Raw genomic sequence first — 17,645 nt, 5'->3', positions numbered from 1 at the left:
TCGTCAGCGTGGGCCCGCTGTTCCTGTGAGAATCAGGGCCATGGAACGCAGCAGCACCCCGTCCGGCGGCAGTACGCGCCGCGAGGCCACCCGGCAGAAGCTCTACGAGGCCGCCGTCACACTTATCGCGGAACAGGGTTTCTCCGCCACCACGGTGGACGAGATCGCCGAGCGGGCCGGAGTCGCCAAGGGCACGGTCTACTACAACTTCGCCAGCAAGTCGGTCCTCTTCGAGGAGTTGCTGCGGCACGGCGTGGAACTCCTCACCGCCTCTCTCCGGGAGGCGGCCGAGCGGACCGACCGGGACGGCGGCACGAAGGTCGACGCCCTGGACGCGATGATCCGGGCCGGGCTCGTCTTCATCAGCCGGTACCCGGCCTTCACCCAGCTCTACGTGGCCGAGCTGTGGCGCACCAACCGCACCTGGCAGTCCACCCTGATGGTGGTCAGACAGCAGGCGGTGGCGGTCGTCGAAGGTGTCCTGCGCGAGGCGGTGGCGGGTGGCGAGCTCAGCGACGAGATCGACATCCCGCTGACCGCGGCGGCCCTGGTGGGCATGGTCCTGGTCGCCGCCCTGGACTGGCAGTCCTTCCAGCCGGAACGCTCCCTGGACGACGTCCACTCGGCGCTGTCCCGGCTGCTCCAGGGACGGGTGAGCGGCAACCGCTGAGCGAGCGGGTCCGGACGCGCGGGAAAGCGCCGGTCCGATGTGGCCGCGTCCCCCGCGGGCCGCCTCGAACCGGCGCTTCCTTCCTGCTCCCCCGTTCCCTCCCCCGCTTTCCCCGTTCCCCCGTGCGGTCGTTCCCCCGGGTCCCCCCGTGCCTCGCTTCCGCCGACGGATCGGCGGAAGGAGCGGTCCAGGGCACCGGCACCGTTCCGCCGCCCCGTGTCGGCGGTACCGGAGCCGTGCCCTTTCCCGTGGCTCCACTCTCTCGTTCCCGCAGGTCGCAGCCCATCCGTGCGGCTACTCATCTCTCGCCCTAGGTACGCGTACTCAGCCCTGCGCACTCAACCCCAGGACGCGCCGTTGCCGACTGGTTACCATCGCGTCCGTGTCCGTACTCCCCTTGGTCTTCACGAGCGGCTGGGCCAGCGGCATCAACGCCTACGCGGTGGTGCTGCTCCTCGGTGTCTTCGGCGCGACCGGGCTGAGCGACGAGGTGCCCGAGTCGTTGCAGCGCCCCGAGGTGCTCGTCGTGGCGGGCGTGCTGTTCCTGTGCGAGGCGGTCGCCGACAAGATCCCGTACGTGGACTCGGCGTGGGACGCGGTGCACACCGTGATCCGGCCGGTCTCCGGGGCCGTCGTCGGGGCGCTGCTGGCCGGTCACAGCGGTTCGCTGCCGGATCTCGCGGCGGGCGCGATCGGGGGTTCGACGGCGCTGGCCAGCCATGCGGTCAAGGCCGGCACGCGGATGGCGGTCAACACCTCGCCGGAACCGTTCAGCAACGTGATCCTGAGCCTCGCCGAGGATCTCGGGGTCGGCGGCATCGTGACGTTCGCGATGTTCAACCCGGAGGCGGCGGCGATCATCGCGGGCAGCCTGCTGCTCGCCGGCCTGGTCGTCCTGTTCTTCCTGGCCTCCCGGATCAGACGGTTCCTGCGGCGCCGGGCCCAGCGGCGCGAGGAGAAACGGCTCGCGGCCCGGACCGGATGGCCACCGGGCTGATCCAGGCCACCCGCGTCGTCGCGAACTGCCTGGTCACAGACCCGTGGCCGGACTGTCAGTGGGGGCCGATAAAGTCCCTGGCATGGCACGGATTGCGGTGATCGGCGCCGGCATGGGCGCGATGGCAGCCGCTGCCCGGCTGGCCGTCGCGGGCCACCGGGTGGTGGTGTACGAGCGTGGGGAGACGTACGGCGGAGCGGTGCGCCGCTTCGAGCGCGACGGCTTCTCGTTCGACACGGGCCCCGGGCTGCTCACCCTGCCCGCGGTCTACCGCGACCTGTTCGTCAAGACCGGCAAGCAGCCCCTGGAGGAGTGCGTCGACCTGGTCCAGGTCGACCCGTCCTCCCGGCATGTCTTCCCGGACGGCACTGAGGTGGCCCTGCCGAACGCGTCCCGCGCGGGCGTCGTCCAGGCCCTGGAGGCGGCTCTCGGGGCCGGCGTGGGTGACCGCTGGGGTGACTTCCTGGTCAGGGCGCGCGAGGCCTGGGACCGCACCCGCAGGCCGCTCCTGGAGGAGCCCCTGTGGACCGACTGGCAGGTGCTGGCCGAGCGGGAGCCCTATCCGGCGGTCCCCCACAAGCGGCTGCTGCGCACCCGCCGGGCCGGCACGCTCGCCGAGATCGCCGCCTGGGAGCTGCGTGATCCGCGCCTGACCGCTCTCCTGGACAGCCACGCCCTGGCGTACGGCCTCGACCCCCGGGACGTTCCGGCGAGCGCGGCCGTGCTGCCGTACATGGAGCACGCCTTCGGCACCTGGTACGTCCGGGGCGGTATCCGGGAGTTGGCGCGTGCGGTGTACGAGCGGTGCGTGGCCCGGCGGGTCGAGTTCGTCTTCGGCGCCGAGGTCACGCGGATCGTCGAGAAGGACGGCTGGGCGGCGGGGCTGGAGCTGGCCGACGGGACGGTGACGGAGGCGGACCATGTCGTGGCGGGCGTGGATCCCGGACGGCTGAGGGGACTCACGAAGCACGCGCTCGACGAGGACGGTGACGTGTTCCCCGACGCGTCGGCGCCGTCACCGGGCCGGTTCACCGTGCTGCTGGCCCTGCGCGGGGCCCGGGAGGCGGAGGCCGCGCATCGCACGGTCGTGCACACTCCGGACCGGGGGGCCGAGCTGAACTGGGTGAGCGGGGAGGGACCTGGCCCGGTGCGGCCCACGGTGACCGTACTGCGGCCGGACGATCCCGCGCTGCGGCCGGACGAGGAGCACGAGTCCGTGGTCCTGACGGCGACGGCACGGCCGAAGGGCGACTGGGCTGCGGACGGCTCGTCGAAGCCGTTCGTGGAAATGATGGTCCACGAGGCCGGGGCCGCGATTCCCGGGCTGCGTGAGCGGATCCTGTGGCAGGAGACACGAACACCCGGTCACAACGGGGACGAGACGGGCGCCTTCTGCGGGGGCATGCCCGCGCCCTCGCTCGCGGGCGGGAAGGGGTACTTCCTGCGTCCCTCCAACAGCACCCGGCTACCGGGGCTGTATCGCGTGGGCGGCTGGTCGCATCCCGGGGGCGGCCTTCCGCACGCGGGCATGTCGGGCGCGCTGGTGGCGGGGCTGATCGTGGAGGGGCCGGGCTTCCGGGGCTCGCAGTGAACCCCGGGAACCCGGGCGGGGAGGCGGTCCCCCGGAAGCGGCGCGGCTAGAAGCGGTACTGCTGCTCGTCGTACCCGTGCCCGTTCGTCTGACCGTTGTCGTTGCCGCTGTCCTGGCCGTGGCCGGTGCCCTGGCCGTTGTCCTGGTACGGATACTGCTGCTCCGGCGGGAGTTCGCCGCCGGAGAACGGGTCGTCGGTGTTCCGCTGCTGCGGGACCCAGACACCGCTCGCCGGGGTCTCGCCGTAACCCTGCTGACCGTACTGGTCCTGGCCGTAGCCCTGCTGACCGTACTGCTGCTGGTCGTAGCCGGCGTCGTACGAGTTGCCGCCGTAGCCCTGGCCGATGTACGGGTCGGAGTAGGCGGCGTACTGCTGCTGGCCCGAGGCGTCGTAGCCGTACTGCTGCTGGTCGTAGCCGGTGTAGCCGTCGTACCCGTAGGTCTGGTCGCCGCTCTGGGCCGCCGCGTACGGCTGGTCCTGGCCGGTCGCCGCCGCGTACGCGGCGTCGCTGTATATGCCGTACGAGCCGGTGTCGTCGGGGAGGGGCTGCGGTTCGTAGACGGCGCCGCTCTCGGCCCCCGCGGGCCGGGCGGAACGGGCGGGGGTGAAGACATCGTCCCGGTCGTAGTCGCGGTCGAAGTCGTCGCCCTGCCGGTACGTTCCGGCACCGGTGTCGTAGGCGTCGTTCCCGACGCCGGCGGCGGAGTTGCCGTCGAAGCCCGCGTCGGCGCCGTTGCCCGGTCCGTACGCGCCCTCGCGCGCCTCCAGGCCGGAGACCTCAAGGGTCGGGTCCTTGTACTCCCCCTCGCCACGGCCCTTGCCCTTGCCGAACCGGGCGAGGAAGCCCGAGCGGCCGGCAACGGCCCAACCGGCCGAGAAGCCGCTGCGGAACGACAGGGTGACGTACGTCTGCCCGACCGCGAAGGCCGCGGCGCCCAGGCCGATGACCAGTACCTGCGAGATGAGCACGCCGAGGACCACGCCGAGGAAGCCGACGAAGGCCAGCAGTCGCCAGCGCAGCCGCGCCTTGTACTGCAGCAGAACCTCGCCGAGTAGCCACAACGCGACGATGCCAAACGCGATGTAGAGGACCGTCCAGCCCATGTACGCCCCTCTCCCAGTGGCCGCTACGCAGTGTGTCGTACGCCGGTGTGGCCGGTCTAGGCCCGCTGTGGGTGGTGCAGGCCCAGGTTCTCGTAGATTTCCAGCGATGCCGTGGAGTTGTTCAGCGTAATGAAGTGCAGTCCGGGGATTCCCTCGGCCAGCAGTCGCGCGCAGAACTCCGTGGCGAACTCGATGCCAATGGAGCGTACAGCCGCCGCGTCGTCTTTGGCTGTGAGGATCCGCTCTTTCAGGGTGGAAGGGATGGCCGCGTTGCTGAGCTGCGGCAACCGCTCCAGCATCCGCACGCTGGTCACGGGCATGACCTCGGGGATGACGGGGGTCGGGCAGCCCGCCGCCGCGACGGCGTCCCGCAGCCGCAGATACGACTCCGGATGGAAGAACATCTGGGTGATCGCGTAGTCCGCGCCGGCCCGGCACTTGTCGACGAAGTGCGTGACGTCCGTGTCCCGGTCGGGAGAGCGCGGGTGCGTCTCGGGGAAGGCGGCGACGCCTACGCAGAAGTCGCCCGACTCCTTGATGAGACGCACGAGTTCGGCCGCGTACGTCAGACCGCTCGGGTGCGCCACCCACTCGGCCATCGGATCGCCGGGCGGGTCTCCGCGCACGGCCAGGATGTTGCGGATGCCGGCGTCGGCGTACTGGCCGATGATGTTGCGCAGTTCGGCGACGGAGTGGTTGACCGCGGTGAGGTGGGCGACCGGGGTGAGCGTCGTGTCGGAGACGATCTGCTGGGTCTCCTTGACCGTTCCCGCGCGCGTCGACCCGCCGGCGCCGTACGTCACGGACACGAAGTCCGGCGCGACCGCCTCGACCCTTCTCAGCGCGTTCCACAGGTTCCGCTCGCCCTTGGGAGTCTTCGGCGCCGAGAACTCGAAGGAATACGTGGTCTTGCCGGACGCGAGCATGTCACGCACGGTGCGAGCGCGGTCAGTCCTGGTGGACGCGGTTCCGAGGGCCATACCCGCAGGTTAGTCAGGGGGCGGCGGTCCCCCAACCGGATGGAGGGAATTTGCCCGGATTGTCGACTTGTTGTCCACCCCTCGGACACCACGCCTCGGACACCCGGACTCGGACACCCGGACCTCAGGGATCTCCCGGAACTCAGGGATGTCCCGTCGCCCGGCTACAGGACTCGCAGCCGCTTGGCGAACTCACCCGCCGCCGCGCCCGGATCGTCCGCCTCCGTTATCGCCCGTACGACGACGACCCTGCGGGCACCCGCCTCCAGTACCTCGTCCAGGTTGCCCAGGCCGATGCCGCCGATGGCGAACCAGGGGCGCTCGGTGGCGAGAGCCGCCGTGTAACGGACCAGGTCGAGGCCGGGCGCGTGGCGGCCCGGCTTGGTGGGGGTCGGCCAGCAGGGGCCCGTGCAGAAGTAGTCGACGCCCTCCTGGACGGCGGCTGCGGCGGCCTCGGACCCCGCGTGCGTGGAACGGCCCACGAGCACGTCAGGGCCGAGGATCGCGCGGGCCGCCGGGACGGGCAGGTCGCCCTGGCCGAGGTGCAGTACGTCGGCGCGGACCGCGTGGGCGACGTCCGCCCGGTCGTTGACCGCGAGGAGCTTGCCGTGCCGGGCGCAGGCGTCGGCGAAGATCTGGAGGTGGTCCAGTTCCTCGGCCGCCTCCATGCCCTTGTCGCGCAACTGCACGATGTCGACCCCGCCGGCCAGCACGGTGTCCAGGAACTCGGCGAGGTCGCCCTGCCGTCTGCGGGCGTCCGTGCAGAGGTAGACCCGGGCGTCGGCGAGCCGGGCACGGGCCGTGCCGGTGTCGGCGGTTGCCCCGGGCACGGTGTCGGACGTCTCGGGCATACGGTTGTCCCCCCATGGGCGCGCCCCCGGGATGTTCTCCCCCGGGCGCGCCCCTGTGTGGCGGTGTGCGGACCGCAGCCCGCACATCGAACGGCTGGGCGAATCAGACGGCGAGCGCCTGGGCGCGACGCCTCACCTCCGTGCCGCGGTTCTCGGCGAGGGCCTGCGCGGGGGTGCCGGGCAGGCTCGGGTCGGGAGTGAAGAGCCACTCCAGCATCTCTTCGTCGGAGTAGCCGTCGTCCCTCAGGAGCGTCAGGGTGCCGGTGAGGCCCTTGACGACCTTCTGCTCGACCCCGTCGATGAAGGCGGCGGGAACGTGCAACGCGCGGTTCTCACCACGGCGTACGGCGATCACTTGGCCCTCCCTGACCAGCTGCCGGACGCGTGTCACCTCGATATCGAGGATTTCCGCGATATCGGGCAGCGTGAGCCAGGCGGGCACGAGAGCATCGGTCTTTGCGTCAATCTCGGTCACGGGACAAGCCTGCCATCCCGCACTGACAGTCGGAAGCCAAGCCCCTCCGACCTGCGCCGATCCGGTGGCGTCGAGCCATCTCGTCAGCCGCGTCGCGCTAGGCCGTGGCCGCCTTCAGGGGCCGGGACGGGTCGGTCAGCGCCTCGGCGTCCATCAGGGTGCCCGCCTCGACCAGGCGGCGCCCCTGAGCCAGGTCCCGGGGGCGGCCCACGGCCAGCAGGGCGACCAGACGGCCCTCCCGCAGCCAGCAGACCGTCCAGGCGGGGCCTGAGGGGTCGCCGCGCCAGAGGGTGGTGTCGGCGGACTGGTGGTGGCCGACGTACTGGACGAAGCGGCCGAACTGCTCCGACCAGAAGTACGGGACCGGGTCGTAGACCGCCGGGGTCTCCCCGATGATGTTCGCGGCGACCGTGCGGGGTCCCTGGAGCGCGTTGTCCCAGTGGTGGACCAGAAGGCGCCGGCCGTACCTTCCCGACGGGAAGGAGGCGCAGTCGCCGACCGCGTAGACATCCGCCGCGGAGGTGCGCAGGTGGTCGTCGGCGACGACCTCGCGGTGGTCGCCCAGGGCGATCCCCGAGCCCGCGAGCCAGGCCGTGGCCGGGCGGGCCCCGATGCCGACGACGACAGCGCCCGCGGGCAGCCGCGAGCCGTCGTCGAGCACCACCGCGCCGGGCTCGACGCGGGCCACGCGCGCGTGGGTGCGCAACGAGGCGCCGCTGTCGGCGTACCAGGCGGCCATCGGCGCGGCCACCTCGGCGGGCAGGGCGCCCGCGAGCGGCCGGTCGGCGGCCTCGACGACGGTGACGGCGCAGCCGGCCTCGCGCGCGGCGGTGGCGAACTCGGCGCCGATCCAGCCGGCCCCGACGACCACGATGTCGTGCTGGCGCGCGAGTACGGGCCGCAGCCGCTCGGTGTCGTCGAGGGTGCGCAGCAGATGCACACCGGGTACGCCCTCGGTGCCCGGCAGCCGGATCGGCTCGGCGCCGGTCGCGAGGACCAGGGCGTCGTAGGGCACGGGTCCCTCAGGGGTGTCCAGCTCGTGTTCGCCGGCCCGGACGCCCAGCACCTCGCGCCCGAGCAGCAGTTCGATGCCGAGGGCCTCGAAGTCGACGTCGAAGGCGGAGCCCTCCGCCTTGCCGAGCAGGACGGCCTTGGACAGCGGGGGCCGGTCGTACGGCTGATGGGGTTCGGCGCCGAACAGCGTGACGGTGCCGGTGAACCCCTGCTCCCGCAGGGCGACCGCGCTCTGCACCCCGGCCATGCCCGCACCCACGACGACCACGCGCCGCGGCTGCGACAAGCCCTGTGTGCCCTGTGTCTGCGTCTGCTCACTCACCCGATCACCATAGACAACTGACAAATTGTCAGTCAGTGGGCGCGGTCAGTGACCTGCTGCACACCCACGGGCTCGACTCGTTCGGCTTCCGCGACTTCCTCGACCAGGCTCGTCCCACTGCCCGGCTGCGACTCCCACTCCCAGGTCTCCGTCAACCGCACCCGCCCGTCCGGCAGTTCGGTCACCTCGGACACACAGTGGCCCGAGGACGTCGTCCCGTCGAGCTTCAGCTGCACGTACCGGAAGTCGAGACGGTCCCCCTCCCGCGTACCCACGAGACGGCCGCGTACGACATCCCCGCCCGCGTACTCGGCCCAGATCCCACCGTCCTGCTCGTGGTAGGTGAACCGGGTGCGCGTACCCACCTGGCCCGGCGCCTGGTCCATGACCGGGGCGAGGACGAGACCGTCGAGCGATCGGGCCATGGGCGGAGGCTCCCTTACATGTGAGTTGCCCCGCGGGCTAGGGTGACCAGCGTAAGCACTCGCGGGAGCCCGGACGCACCGGGCTGAGAGGGAGGCTGGGCGGCCTCCGACCGTACGAACCTGATCCGGGTCATGCCGGCGAAGGGAGGGGCTGGACGCCCATGTCGCGTACACACACCTCGGACGTCGTTGTCGTCGGAGGCGGGATCATCGGGCTGGTGACGGCCTGGCGGGCCGCGCAGCGCGGGCTCGCCACGACCGTCGTGGATCCCGAGCCGGGCGGCGGGGCCGCGCAGGTGGCGGCCGGGATGCTGGCCGCCGTCACGGAGCTGCACCACGGCGAGCAGACCCTGCTGGGGCTGAACCTGGAGTCGGCCCGCCGCTACCCGGACTTCGTGGCCGAGCTCACCGAGCTGACCGGCCACGACCTCGGCTACCGCCGCTGCGGCACGCTCGCCGTCGCACTCGACGCCGACGACCGCGCCGAACTGCGCGAACTGCACGCCCTGCAGCAGCGGTCGGGCCTGGAGTCGGAGTGGCTCTCGGGGCGTGAGTGCCGGCGCCTGGAGCCGATGCTCGCGCCGGGCGTGCGCGGGGGGCTGCGGGTGGACGGCGACCACCAGATCGACCCCCGGCGGCTGGCCGGGGCGCTGGTGGACGCGTGCGAGCGGGCCGGGGTGGTGCTGCGCCGGACCTGGGCCGAGCGGCTCGACGTACGGCGGGAGCGGGCCGTGTCGGTGACCGACTCGGACGGCGACGAACTGGCCGCCGGGTCGATCGTGCTGGCGGGGGGCAGCCTCAGCGGACGGCTCGCGGGCGTCCCGGAGGCCGTGCTGCCGCCCGTACGGCCCGTGAAGGGGCAGGTGTTGCGGGTGACCGTGCCGCAGCGGTACGCGCCGTTCCTGAGCCGGACCGTGCGGGCCGTGGTGCGCGGCAGCCAGGTCTATCTGGTGCCGCGCGAGAACGGTGAGCTGGTCGTCGGGGCGACGAGCGAGGAACTGGGCTGGGACACGACGGTCACGGCGGGCGGCGTGTACGAGCTGCTGCGCGACGCCCACGAACTCGTCCCCGGGATCACCGAGTTGCCGTTGACCGAGACACGGGCCGGCCTGCGCCCCGCCTCCCCCGACAACGCGCCGCTGCTCGGTCCGACCGCCCTGGAGGGGCTGCTGCTGGCCACCGGCCACTATCGCAACGGTGTGCTGCTGACCCCGGTCACCGGTGACGCGCTGGCCTGCGCGCTGGCCACCGGTGAACTGCCCGAGGAGGCCCGGGCCTTCACACCCCGCCGGTTCGACACCGTACGCATGGAGCAGTTCGCATGAGCCATCACCTGAACATTCTGGTCAACGGCCGGCGGCGCGAGGTCTCCCCGGGAACCGCGCTCGACACTCTGGTGAGTTCCCTCACCCCGGCGCCCTCCGGGGTGGCCGCCGCGCTCAACGAAACCGTCGTCCCGCGCGCGCGGTGGTCGTCGACCGCCCTCGCCGAGGGTGACCGCGTCGAAGTCCTCACCGCCGTCCAGGGGGGCTGAGCCATGGCCGACGATCCCTTCGTCCTCGGCGGTACGGCCTTCACGTCCCGGCTGATCATGGGTACGGGGGGTGCGCCCAGCCTCGACGTGCTGGAGCGGGCGCTGGTGGCCTCCGGCACGGAGCTGACGACGGTCGCGATGCGGCGCGTCGATCCCTCGGTGCACGGGTCGGTGCTGTCGGTGCTGGACCGGCTGGGCATCCAGGTGCTGCCCAACACCGCGGGGTGCTTCACCGCCGGGGAGGCCGTGCTGACGGCCCGGCTGGCCCGGGAGGCGCTCGGGACGGACGTGGTGAAGCTGGAGGTCATCGCCGACGAGCGGACGCTGCTGCCGGATCCGATCGAGTTGCTGGACGCGGCGGAGGTGCTGGTGGAGGACGGGTTCACCGTGCTGCCGTACACGAACGACGACCCCGTGCTGGCACGCAGGCTGGAGGACGTGGGGTGCGCCGCGGTCATGCCGCTCGGGTCGCCGATCGGGTCGGGGCTGGGGATTCGCAACCCGCACAACTTCCAGCTGATCGTGGAGCACGCGCGTGTGCCGGTGATTCTGGACGCGGGGGCGGGGACGGCGTCGGATGTGGCGTTGGCGATGGAGTTGGGGTGTGCGGGAGTGATGCTGGCGTCCGCCGTCACCCGGGCTCAGGAGCCCGTGCTGATGGCTGCCGCCATGCGGAGCGGGGTGAAGGCGGGGCGGTTGGCCTACCGGGCCGGGCGGATACCCCGGCGGCACTTCGCTGCGGCGTCGTCCCCCGTTGCCGGGCTGGCCGCGTTGGATCCCGAGCGACCTGCTTTCTAGGCACCCGGCGCTTCACCACCCTTTGATCTCCCACCCACGCATCACCCGTTTCCAGCCCGTTTCCGGCCCGTTTACCAGCGGGACTTTCCCGTGGGAGCTTCCCGCCGTCGGCGGCTGCGGGTCCGATCCATCGGCCGCCAACCCCTCCCCGTCCCGTGCGATCCGCGTCACAGGTCGGCTTCAGTACCGCTGCTTTCCTGTGCTTTCCTGGCCGAAACTGCGGGCTTGTCAGCGGTGGCTCGTACACTCACCTGCGTGGACACGACCCTTCAGGACCCTCTCGTCGGGCAGCTGCTCGACGGTCGCTATCGCGTGGACGCGCGGATCGCGGTCGGCGGGATGGCCACGGTCTACCGGGCCGTGGACACCCGTCTCGACCGTGTGCTCGCTCTCAAGGTCATGCATCCGACGCTCGCCGCCGACGTGTCCTTCGTCGAGCGGTTCATCCGGGAAGCGAAGTCCGTGGCCCGGCTCGCGCACCCGAACGTCGTGCAGGTCTTCGACCAGGGCACCGACGGGCCGTACGTGTATCTCGCCATGGAGTACGTCGCCGGCTGCACCCTGCGTGACGTGCTGCGCGAGCGTGGCGCGCTCCAGCCGAGGGCCGCGCTCGACATCCTGGAGCCGGTGCTCGCCGCCCTCGGCGCCGCGCACCGGGCCGGGTTCGTGCACCGCGACATGAAGCCCGAGAACGTGCTGATAGGGGACGACGGGCGGGTCAAGGTCGCCGACTTCGGACTCGTGCGGGCCGTGGACACGGTCACCAACACGACCGGCTCCGTCCTCGGCACCGTCTCCTACCTGGCGCCCGAGCAGATCGAGAGCGGCACCGCCGATCCCCGGGTCGACGTGTACGCCTGCGGAATCGTCCTCTACGAGATGCTGACCGGCGACCAGCCGCACTACGGCGACTCCCCCGCGCTCGTGCTCTACAAGCACCTGCACGAGGACGTGCCGCCGCCCTCGGCCGTCGTACCGGGGCTGGCCTTCGAGCTGGACGCGCTGGTCGCCTCGGCCACCGCGCGCAACGCCGACATCCGCCCGTACGACGCCGTGGCACTGCTCTCGCAGGTCCTGGAGACGCGCGGCTCGCTCGACGCCGAGCAACTGGACGCCGTACCGCCGCAGGCCGTCACCTCGGAGCACGGCAACGCCGAGAACCTGACGAGTGTCATCCCGCGCGCGCTGTCCGTGCCCCGGCCCCTGCCCGTAAACGAGGACGAACCCCCGGTCGACGAGCGGCGGTTGAACCGGACCAGTCGGCTGGGCGCCGTCGGCGCTCCCCCGGCACCCGCTCCGCCCTCCCGGCGGGCCGCGCGGGAGCGGAAGCGGCGTACGCCGCTCGCCGTCCTCGTCGCCGTGCTGCTCGTCCTCGGTGCGGGGGCGGGCGTCTGGTACATCAACTCCGGGCAGTTCACACAGGTCCCGACGGTGCTGTCACAGCCCGAGGCGCGGGCCACGGCCCGGCTGCAGGACGCCGGGCTCGAGGTGAGGCGCGACGAGGACTACAGCGACACGGTGCGGCGCGGCAGCGTCATCAGTACGGATCCGAAGGTCGGCGAGCGTATCCGGGTCAACGACACCGTGACGCTGACCATCTCCCTGGGGCCGGAGACAGTTCCGGTGCCCCAGGTCACGGGCGACCGCCTCGACAAGGCCAGGGCGCTGCTGAAGCGGAGCGGTCTGGAGCCGGGGAGGGTCACCCGGGAGTTCAGCGAGGAGGTGCCCCGCGGTTCCGTGATCAGCACCAGCCCGGGTCCGGGCACCGAGCGGCGTGCGGGTTCCGCGATCGCCCTCGTCGTCAGCAAGGGCAGCCCGGTGGAGGTCTCCGACGTCACCGGCGCCGACCTCGCCGACGCGCAGGCCGTGCTGGAGGAGGCGGGACTGAAGGTCGAGGTCGCCGCCAAGTCCGTCACCTCGGACGAGTTCGCGCAGGGGCAGGTCGCCGTCCAGTCACCGGCGGCCGGCAGCGAGGCCGAGGAGGGCGACACGGTCACGCTGACGGTCTCCAAGGGTCCCGAGATGATCGAGGTCCCGGATGTGGTGGGCGACAGCGTCGACGACGCGAAGGCGGCTCTGGAGGGGGCCGGGTTCGCGGTCGAGGAGGACCGGGGGCTGCTCGGGCTCTTCGGCGACACCGTGAAGAAGCAGTCCGTGGACGGCGGCGGCACCGCCGCCAAGGGGTCGACGATCACCATCACGATCCGCTGACCCCTGCGGACAGTCGCAGTCGCAGTCGCAGGCCATCGGCATCCGCCGACGGGACACGGAGCGCCGCGTGCCACCCTGAAAGGGTGACCAGCAAGCAGCTCCGCAATCCCGTCGGCGGCCATGTTCCCGTGGCCGGCGGTCTCCACTCCGTCGGCCTGTCCTACGCCCGCGACCTCCTGGCCGAGACGGTTCAGGTCTTCGTCGCCAATCCGCGTGGCTGGGCGACGCCCGTCGGCAATCCCCGGCAGGACGAGGAGTTCCGGACGGCCTGCGCCGAGGGCTCGATCCCGGCGTACGTCCATGCCCCGTACCTGATCAACTTCGGTTCGCACACCGAGGCGACCGTCGAGCGGTCGGTGGAGTCGCTGCGCCATTCACTGCGGCGCGGGCGGGAGATCGGCGCGCTGGGCGTGGTGGTGCACACCGGGAGCGCGACCGGCGGGCGGGAGCGGTCCGTGGCCCTCAAGCAGGTACGGGAGCACCTGCTGCCGCTGCTCGACGAGCTCACCCACGACGACGACCCGTATCTGCTCCTCGAATCGACCGCGGGGCAGGGCTCCTCCCTCTGCTCGCGCACCTGGGACTTCGGGCCGTACTTCGAGGCGCTCGACGCCCATCCGAAGCTCGGCGTCTGCCTCGACACCTGCCACATCTTCGCCGCCGGGCACGATCTGACCGGGCCCAGCGGGATGCACCAGACCCTCGACCTGCTCGTGGACACGGTCGGCGAGGGGCGGCTGAAGCTGATCCACGCCAACGACTCCAAGGACGTGGTCGGCGCGCACAAGGACCGGCACGCGAACATCGGCGCGGGTCATATCGGCGAGGACCCGTTCCGCGCGCTGATGACGCACCCCGCGACCGACGGCGTACCGCTGATCATCGAGACGCCCGGCGGGAAGGAGGGGCACGCGGCGGACGTGGAGCGGCTGAAGAAACTCCGGGACGGGTAGGACACAGAGCAGCGGGGGCAATACCCGGGAATACCCCCGGGGGGTATATTGCTGACGAGTGCAGGAAACCGTGACCGCGTGACACCGGGAGCACTCATGGAGCACCAGACACACGCACACCAGCACACACCAGCCCACACCCCGGCCGCCACCTGGGCCGTGGCCGTCCAGGCCACCCTTCACTGTCTGACCGGCTGCGCCATCGGCGAGGTGCTGGGCATGGTGATCGGCACCGCGCTCGGCTGGGGCGACGTCCCCACGCTGGTCCTGGCGATCACACTCGCCTTCTTCTTCGGCTACGCCTTCACCCTGCGCGGCGTCCTGAAGGCGGGCGTCGGCCTCAAGACCGCGATCCGGGTCGCGCTCGCCGCCGACACCCTCTCCATCGCCGTGATGGAGCTGATCGACAACGGCGTGATCCTCTTCTGGCCGGGAGCGATGGACGCCGAACTGACGGACGCGAGCTTCTGGTGGGTACTGGCCATCGCGCTCGCCGCCGCCTTCGTGATCACCACACCGGTCAACAAGTGGACGATCGGCCGCGGCAAGGGCCACGCGGTGGTGCACCGCTACCACCACTGACCTCAACACTCAGGACCTCAGAGCTCGGGGCCGTCCCCGGGCTCCTCCTGGTAGGAGTAGCGCTGCTCGCGCCACGGGTCGCCGACGTTGTGATAGCCGCGCTCCTCCCAGAAGCCGCGGCGGTCCGCGGTCATGTACTCGACCCCGCGCACCCACTTGGGACCCTTCCAGGCGTACAGGTGGGGCACGACCAGCCGGAGCGGGAAGCCGTGTTCGGCGGTGAGGAGTTCACCGTCCTTGTGGGTGGCGAAGATCGTGCCGTCGGAGGCGAAATCGGCCAGTCGGAGATTCGAGCTGAAGCCGTATTCCGCCCAGACCATGACGTGCGTGACCTCGGGCGCCGGCGGAGCCGCCGCAAGGATCGTCCGCGCCGGAATTCCGCCCCACTCGGCGCCGAGCATGCTGAACTTCGTCACGCAGTGCAGGTCGGCCAGAACGGAGGAGTGCGGCAGGGCCGTGAACTCCTCGTGGTTCCAGCAGTGCTTGTCACCGTCGGCGGTGGCGCCGAAAACCCTGAACTCCCAGCGTTCGGGGCGGAATTTGGGCACCGGCCCATAATGGGTGACCGGCCAGCCGCGCTGTACGCGCTGTCCCGGCGGCAATTCGGGCTGCGCCGCACCTCCTGAATCGCGCTCTCCCGATTCACTTTCCACCGGCTGACCCATGACTCCATCCTGACAGACCAGGGAGAGTGCGCATGACCAGGCCAGTCCAGACTCCGTCAAGTCCGGATAACATGGACTAAGCCTGCCCTTACTTACTAAGTGCGCACTTACTGGACGATCTTCGGCGGCGATGCAATCATTCGGCGGCAACCACCCCACTCCCCCGCTTGGAAGGAACCGCCGCGATGCAGGGCGACCCCGAGGTCATCGAATTCCTCAACGAGCAGCTGACCGCCGAACTCACGGCGATCAACCAGTACTTCCTGCACGCGAAGATGCAGGAGAACTTCGGCTGGACGAAGCTCGCGAAGTACACGCGACACGAGTCCATCGACGAGATGAAGCACGCGGAGCTCCTCACCGACCGGATTCTGTTCCTGGACGGCCTGCCGAACTACCAGCGGCTCTTCCATGTGCGGGTGGGCCAGACCCTCACGGAGATGTTCCAGGCGGACCGGCAGGTCGAGGTCGAGGCGATCGACCGCCTCAAGCGCGGTATCGAGGTCATGCGCGGCAAGGGTGACATCACGTCGGCGAACATCTTCGAGTCGATCCTCGCGGACGAGGAGCACCACATCGACTACCTGGACACCCAGCTGGAACTGGTGGAGAAGCTCGGCGAGGCGCTCTACATCGCGCAGCTCATCGAGCAACCCGAGAGCTGAGCCCGCTCCAGGCTAGGCGGCCTCGTCCAACTGTTCAGCCCGGACCGGCCGACCCTCGTCCACGAGTCCGCGGGTCGGGTACGCGCCCCTGCCCAGCAGTGCCTGGATGCGCCGTACGCACGAGCCGCAGTCCGTGCCCGCCTTGCAGGCCGACGCTATCTGCCGGGGCGTGCAGGCGCCGTCCGCCGCATGCTTCCTCACCTGCGTCTCGGTCACTCCGAAGCAGTTGCAGACGTACACGCGGGTCACCTCCCGACGGGGTCCAAAGGTCGTGCCGTACCGAGACCAGGATGTCCGCTTGGCCGGTGAGGCAAACCTAACCTTACCCGGCTCGCAGGGGCCCGAAAAGTGGTGTGGGGCGCGGATCGTATGTGATCCGCGCCCCACGACACGCGCCGGTAAGAGGCGCAACAGCTGGTGATCTGCTACTGGTCCCGGTACATCTCCGCGACCAGGAACGCCAGGTCGAGCGACTGGCTGCGGTTCAGGCGGGGGTCGCAGGCCGTCTCGTAGCGGTGGTGCAGGTCGTCGACGAAGATCTCGTCGCCGCCGCCCACGCACTCGGTGACGTCGTCACCGGTCAGCTCCACATGGATACCGCCGGGGTGCGTACCCAACTCCTTGTGAACCTCGAAGAAGCCCTTGACCTCGTCGAGGACGTCGTCGAAGCGGCGGGTCTTGTGACCGGAGGCCGCCTCGTACGTGTTCCCGTGCATCGGGTCGGTGATCCAGGCCACCGTCGAACCCGACGCCGTGACCTTCTCGACCAGCTCGGGCAGCTTGTCGCGGACCTTGTCGGCGCCCATGCGGACGATGAAGGTCAGCCGGCCCGGCTCACGGTCCGGGTCGAGGCGCTCGATGTACTGCAGCGCCTCCTCGGCCGTCGTCGTCGGGCCGAGCTTGATGCCGATCGGGTTGCGGACCTGGGAGGCGAACTCGATGTGCGCGCCGTCCAGCTGCCGGGTGCGCTCACCGATCCACACCATGTGCGCCGAGACGTCGTACAGCCGTCCGGTGCGGGAGTCGACGCGGGTCAGCGCCGACTCGTAGTCCAGCAGCAGCGCCTCGTGCGAGGAGTAGAACTCGACCGTCTGGAACTCGGCCGGGTCCGTGCCACAGGCGCGCATGAAGTTCAGCGCGTTGTCGATCTCGCGGGCCAGCTGCTCGTACCGCTGGCCGGACGGGGACGACTTCACGAAGTCCTGGTTCCAGGCGTGCACCTGGCGCAGGTCGGCGTAGCCGCCGGTGGTGAAGGCGCGGACCAGGTTGAGCGTGGAGGCGGACGCGTTGTACATCCGCTTCAGCCGCTCGGGGTCCGGGATCCGGGACGCCTCGTCGAAGTCGAAGCCGTTGACCGAGTCACCGCGGTACGTCGGCAGGGTCACGCCGTCGCGGGTCTCGGTGCCCTTGGAACGCGGCTTGGAGTACTGGCCGGCGATCCGCCCGACCTTCACGACCGGCACGGAGGCCGCGTAGGTGAGGACGGCGCCCATCTGGAGGAGGGTCTTCAGCTTGGCGCGGATCTGCTCGGCGCCGACGGCGTCGAAGGACTCCGCGCAGTCGCCGCCCTGGAGGAGGAACGCCTCTCCCTTGGCGACGGCCGCCATCCGGGCGCGCAGCTGGTCGCACTCGCCCGCGAAAACAAGCGGGGGATACGACTCCAGCTCCGCAACGACTGCGCGCAGAGCCTCGGTGTCGGGGTACTCGGGCTGCTGCGCCGCGGGCAGGTCTCGCCAGGTGTTGCCAGCGCTGGCGCTGGTCTTAGCGTTCACGGTCACGGCCCCAACATTACGGGGTCGTGTCGGGC

General features: G+C 70.9%; 19 protein-coding genes and 1 riboswitch. Of the genes, 10 read left to right on the top strand and 9 right to left on the bottom strand.

Annotated features, from left to right (window positions below; translation table 11 throughout):
- The first annotated feature begins 40 nt into the window (after positions 1-40).
- From IEY89_RS32535 to IEY89_RS32525, 3 genes are all read left to right on the top strand, one after another.
- A complete protein-coding gene (locus tag IEY89_RS32535; protein ID WP_189151118.1) occupies positions 41-670 on the top strand; it encodes a TetR/AcrR family transcriptional regulator in 630 nt (209 codons plus the stop codon).
- Between the two features lie 382 nt (positions 671-1,052).
- Positions 1,053-1,667, top strand: coding sequence for a DUF4126 domain-containing protein (locus IEY89_RS32530; protein ID WP_189151117.1), 615 nt, complete (start codon positions 1,053-1,055; stop codon positions 1,665-1,667).
- A gap of 82 nt (positions 1,668-1,749) precedes the next feature.
- On the top strand, positions 1,750-3,258 hold the full coding sequence (locus tag IEY89_RS32525; protein WP_189151116.1) for a phytoene desaturase family protein: 1,509 nt from the start codon (positions 1,750-1,752) through the stop codon (positions 3,256-3,258).
- Between the two features lie 46 nt (positions 3,259-3,304).
- Here IEY89_RS32525 and IEY89_RS32520 read toward each other — a convergent pair whose 3' ends face one another.
- The 6 genes from IEY89_RS32520 to IEY89_RS32495 form a co-directional block, all read right to left on the bottom strand.
- A complete protein-coding gene (locus IEY89_RS32520) occupies positions 3,305-4,363 on the bottom strand; it encodes an SCO2102 family sporulation regulator (protein ID WP_189151115.1) in 1,059 nt (352 codons plus the stop codon).
- A gap of 56 nt (positions 4,364-4,419) precedes the next feature.
- Positions 4,420-5,343, bottom strand: coding sequence for a methylenetetrahydrofolate reductase [NAD(P)H] (gene metF / locus IEY89_RS32515; RefSeq protein WP_189151114.1), 924 nt, complete (start codon positions 5,341-5,343; stop codon positions 4,420-4,422).
- 164 nt (positions 5,344-5,507) lie between these two features.
- Complete coding sequence (gene thiE / locus IEY89_RS32510) at positions 5,508-6,194, bottom strand: thiamine phosphate synthase (RefSeq protein ID WP_189151113.1); 687 nt, start codon at positions 6,192-6,194, stop codon at positions 5,508-5,510.
- Between the two features lie 103 nt (positions 6,195-6,297).
- Positions 6,298-6,669: an Rv2175c family DNA-binding protein gene (locus IEY89_RS32505; RefSeq protein WP_189151112.1), complete on the bottom strand. Its 372-nt coding sequence runs from the start codon at positions 6,667-6,669 to the stop codon at positions 6,298-6,300.
- Between the two features lie 97 nt (positions 6,670-6,766).
- Positions 6,767-8,005 carry an NAD(P)/FAD-dependent oxidoreductase gene (locus tag IEY89_RS32500; RefSeq protein WP_373287319.1) on the bottom strand — a complete coding sequence of 413 codons (1,239 nt, stop codon included), beginning with the start codon at positions 8,003-8,005 and terminating at the stop codon, positions 6,767-6,769.
- Positions 8,006-8,037: 32 nt separating this feature from the next.
- Entirely contained in the window at positions 8,038-8,430 is a 393-nt protein-coding gene (locus tag IEY89_RS32495; protein WP_189151111.1) for an avidin-fold protein, read from the bottom strand.
- Positions 8,431-8,481: 51 nt separating this feature from the next.
- A riboswitch (TPP riboswitch) is annotated at positions 8,482-8,594 on the top strand.
- On the opposite strand from IEY89_RS32495, the gene thiO reads away from it, so the two are divergent.
- The 6 genes from thiO (at position 8,592) to IEY89_RS32465 (ending at position 14,508) form a co-directional block, all read left to right on the top strand.
- The gene (gene thiO / locus IEY89_RS32490; RefSeq protein WP_189151110.1) at positions 8,592-9,755 is read left to right on the top strand and encodes a glycine oxidase ThiO; all 1,164 of its coding nucleotides are present in this window, start codon (positions 8,592-8,594) and stop codon (positions 9,753-9,755) included. (Overlaps the previous riboswitch by 3 nt.)
- An 8-nt stretch (positions 9,756-9,763) precedes the next feature.
- Entirely contained in the window at positions 9,764-9,964 is a 201-nt protein-coding gene (gene thiS, locus IEY89_RS32485; protein WP_189151154.1) for a sulfur carrier protein ThiS, read from the top strand.
- 3 nt (positions 9,965-9,967) lie between these two features.
- On the top strand, positions 9,968-10,762 hold the full coding sequence (locus tag IEY89_RS32480) for a thiazole synthase (RefSeq protein WP_189151109.1): 795 nt from the start codon (positions 9,968-9,970) through the stop codon (positions 10,760-10,762).
- Between the two features lie 255 nt (positions 10,763-11,017).
- On the top strand, positions 11,018-12,973 hold the full coding sequence (gene pknB, locus IEY89_RS32475; RefSeq protein WP_189151108.1) for a Stk1 family PASTA domain-containing Ser/Thr kinase: 1,956 nt from the start codon (positions 11,018-11,020) through the stop codon (positions 12,971-12,973).
- Between the two features lie 83 nt (positions 12,974-13,056).
- On the top strand, positions 13,057-13,926 hold the full coding sequence (locus IEY89_RS32470; protein ID WP_189151107.1) for a deoxyribonuclease IV: 870 nt from the start codon (positions 13,057-13,059) through the stop codon (positions 13,924-13,926).
- Between the two features lie 96 nt (positions 13,927-14,022).
- Positions 14,023-14,508 (top strand): DUF4396 domain-containing protein, encoded by a 486-nt coding sequence (locus IEY89_RS32465; RefSeq protein WP_189151106.1) that lies wholly within the window; start codon positions 14,023-14,025, stop codon positions 14,506-14,508.
- Positions 14,509-14,525: 17 nt separating this feature from the next.
- On the opposite strand, the gene IEY89_RS32460 is transcribed toward IEY89_RS32465, so the two are convergent.
- Positions 14,526-15,173 carry a sulfite oxidase-like oxidoreductase gene (locus IEY89_RS32460; RefSeq protein WP_189151105.1) on the bottom strand — a complete coding sequence of 216 codons (648 nt, stop codon included), beginning with the start codon at positions 15,171-15,173 and terminating at the stop codon, positions 14,526-14,528.
- A 185-nt stretch (positions 15,174-15,358) separates the two neighbouring features.
- Between IEY89_RS32460 and bfr the strand changes: the two genes are divergently transcribed.
- Positions 15,359-15,838, top strand: coding sequence for a bacterioferritin (gene bfr / locus IEY89_RS32455; protein WP_189151104.1), 480 nt, complete (start codon positions 15,359-15,361; stop codon positions 15,836-15,838).
- A gap of 12 nt (positions 15,839-15,850) precedes the next feature.
- On the opposite strand, the gene IEY89_RS32450 is transcribed toward bfr, so the two are convergent.
- Together IEY89_RS32450 and IEY89_RS32445 are read right to left on the bottom strand one after the other, a co-directional pair.
- On the bottom strand, positions 15,851-16,087 hold the full coding sequence (locus IEY89_RS32450; protein ID WP_189151103.1) for a (2Fe-2S)-binding protein: 237 nt from the start codon (positions 16,085-16,087) through the stop codon (positions 15,851-15,853).
- A 176-nt stretch (positions 16,088-16,263) separates the two neighbouring features.
- The gene (locus IEY89_RS32445) at positions 16,264-17,616 is read right to left on the bottom strand and encodes a class II 3-deoxy-7-phosphoheptulonate synthase (RefSeq protein WP_189151102.1); all 1,353 of its coding nucleotides are present in this window, start codon (positions 17,614-17,616) and stop codon (positions 16,264-16,266) included.
- Positions 17,617-17,645 lie beyond the last annotated feature (29 nt).

It is taken from the genome of Streptomyces lacrimifluminis, assembly GCF_014646095.1.
GTDB classification, from domain to species: domain Bacteria; phylum Actinomycetota; class Actinomycetes; order Streptomycetales; family Streptomycetaceae; genus Streptomyces; species Streptomyces lacrimifluminis.
Note: the sequence above shows the minus strand (reverse complement) of the source record. Positions and strands in the feature narration are given on the sequence as shown.